The sequence below is a fragment of the Micropruina sp. genome (assembly GCF_027492755.1).
Lineage (GTDB): Bacteria > Actinomycetota > Actinomycetes > Propionibacteriales > Propionibacteriaceae > Micropruina.
Genome location: NZ_JAPUED010000079.1, coordinates 16,329 through 17,826, shown reverse-complemented (window position 1 = coordinate 17,826; position 1,498 = coordinate 16,329). Strand labels below are relative to the sequence as shown.

Below are 1,498 nucleotides of genomic sequence, written 5' to 3'. Positions count from 1 at the left end.
TCGACGCCCACACGGTGGTGTTCGGCATCGGCCCGGCCGGCACCGGCAAGACCTATCTGGCGATGGCGAAGGCGGTCCAGGCGCTGCAGGCCAAGGAGGTCAACCGGATCATCCTGACCCGGCCGGCGATCGAGGCCGGCGAGCGGCTCGGCTTCCTGCCCGGCACGCTGACCGACAAGATCGACCCCTACCTGCGGCCGCTCTACGACGCCCTGCACGACATGGTCGACCCCGAGTCGGTGCCGAGGCTGCTGACCGCAGGCACCATCGAGGTGGCGCCGCTGGCATACATGCGGGGGCGCACCCTTAACGACGCATTCATCATTCTCGACGAGGCGCAGAACACCTCGATGGAGCAGATGAAGATGTTCCTGACCCGGCTCGGCTTCGGGTCGAAGGTCGTGGTCACCGGCGACGTCACCCAGGTCGACCTACCCACCGGCACCCGATCGGGCCTGCGGATGGTGCAGGGCATCCTGGACGGCGTCGACGACATCGCCTTTTGCCAGCTGACCAACCACGATGTGGTGCGGCACAAGCTGGTCGGCCGCATCGTGGCCGCCTACGACCGTTTCGAATCCACCCAGCATCCGTCCGCCGAGCGCAGGGAGCGCCGATGACCGTCGAGATCAACAACGAGTCCGGCGTCGAGGTCGACGAGCAGCGGCTGGTGGCGCTGGCCATCTTCGCCCTGGACAGCCTGCGCATCCATCCGCAGACCGAGCTGTCCATCCTGCTGGTCGACACCGACACGATGGCCGCCTACCACGAGAAGTACATGGACGAACCGGGCCCGACCGACGTGCTGAGCTTCCCGATGGACGAACTCCGCCCGCCCAAGGACGGCGAGGAGTCGCCGCTGGGCATGCTCGGCGACATCGTGCTGTGCCCTGAGGTGACCGCCGCGCAGGCGTCCGATTCGAACCGGACGCCGGAGCAGGAGGCCGACTACCTGCTGATCCATGGCCTGCTGCACCTGCTCGGCTACGACCACGCCGAGCCCGAGGAGAAGAAGGTGATGTTCGGCCTCAACGACCGGATCATCGCCGCCTGGACGGCCAAGCGCGGCTGACCGACGCCCGGTCGACGGGGGAGTGCGGCCCATCGTCATCCCGGCGAAGGCCGGGATCTCCAAGCACTGCTGGCTCATCCGGACTCCCTCGCATCGCCCGGCTCAAGTGGCGGCAATCGCTACTGTGAGGGCATGCCGCCGGCCGTCGACGCGTCGGCCGTGCCGTTCGTCTTCGGCGCGGCCCAGGCGTCCGCGCTGCCCGGACCGGTGCTGGTCGCCGTGCTCACCGAACTGGGTGCGACCGTTCCGGCGGCCAAGGGACTGCTGAACCGGCTGGTTCGCTGGGGACAGCTGGAACTCGAACGCCGGGGCCGGGTCGGGGTGTACCGGCTGTCGGGACAGATGGCGTCCGGCTACCGCGAGGTGGTGGGCGACGGAGGCACAGCTGGTTGGGACGGCCGGTTCCACCTGCTCATCTACACCATC

The 1,498-nt window shown here is 68.4% G+C and carries 3 protein-coding genes; all 3 read left to right on the top strand.

What is annotated here, in order from left to right; all coding sequences use genetic code 11:
• Nucleotides 1–620, top strand: a 620-nt coding sequence (locus Q0066_RS05315; RefSeq protein WP_298130821.1) for a PhoH family protein, incomplete at its 5' end; no start/stop codon positions are given.
• A complete protein-coding gene (ybeY, locus tag Q0066_RS05310) occupies nucleotides 617–1,072 on the top strand; it encodes an rRNA maturation RNase YbeY (RefSeq protein WP_298130818.1) in 456 nt (151 codons plus the stop codon). The genes Q0066_RS05315 and ybeY, both read left to right, overlap by 4 nt.
• 132 nt (nucleotides 1,073–1,204) lie before the next feature.
• Nucleotides 1,205–1,498 (top strand): hypothetical protein (locus Q0066_RS05305; protein ID WP_298130815.1); only part of this gene is annotated, 294 nt, incomplete at its 3' end.

What these genes read in the sequence shown, in the direction of transcription:
- ybeY (WP_298130818.1), top strand. Translation starts at nt 617, where the DNA reads ATGACCGTCGAGATCAACAACGAGTCCGGCGTCGAGGTCGACGAGCAG.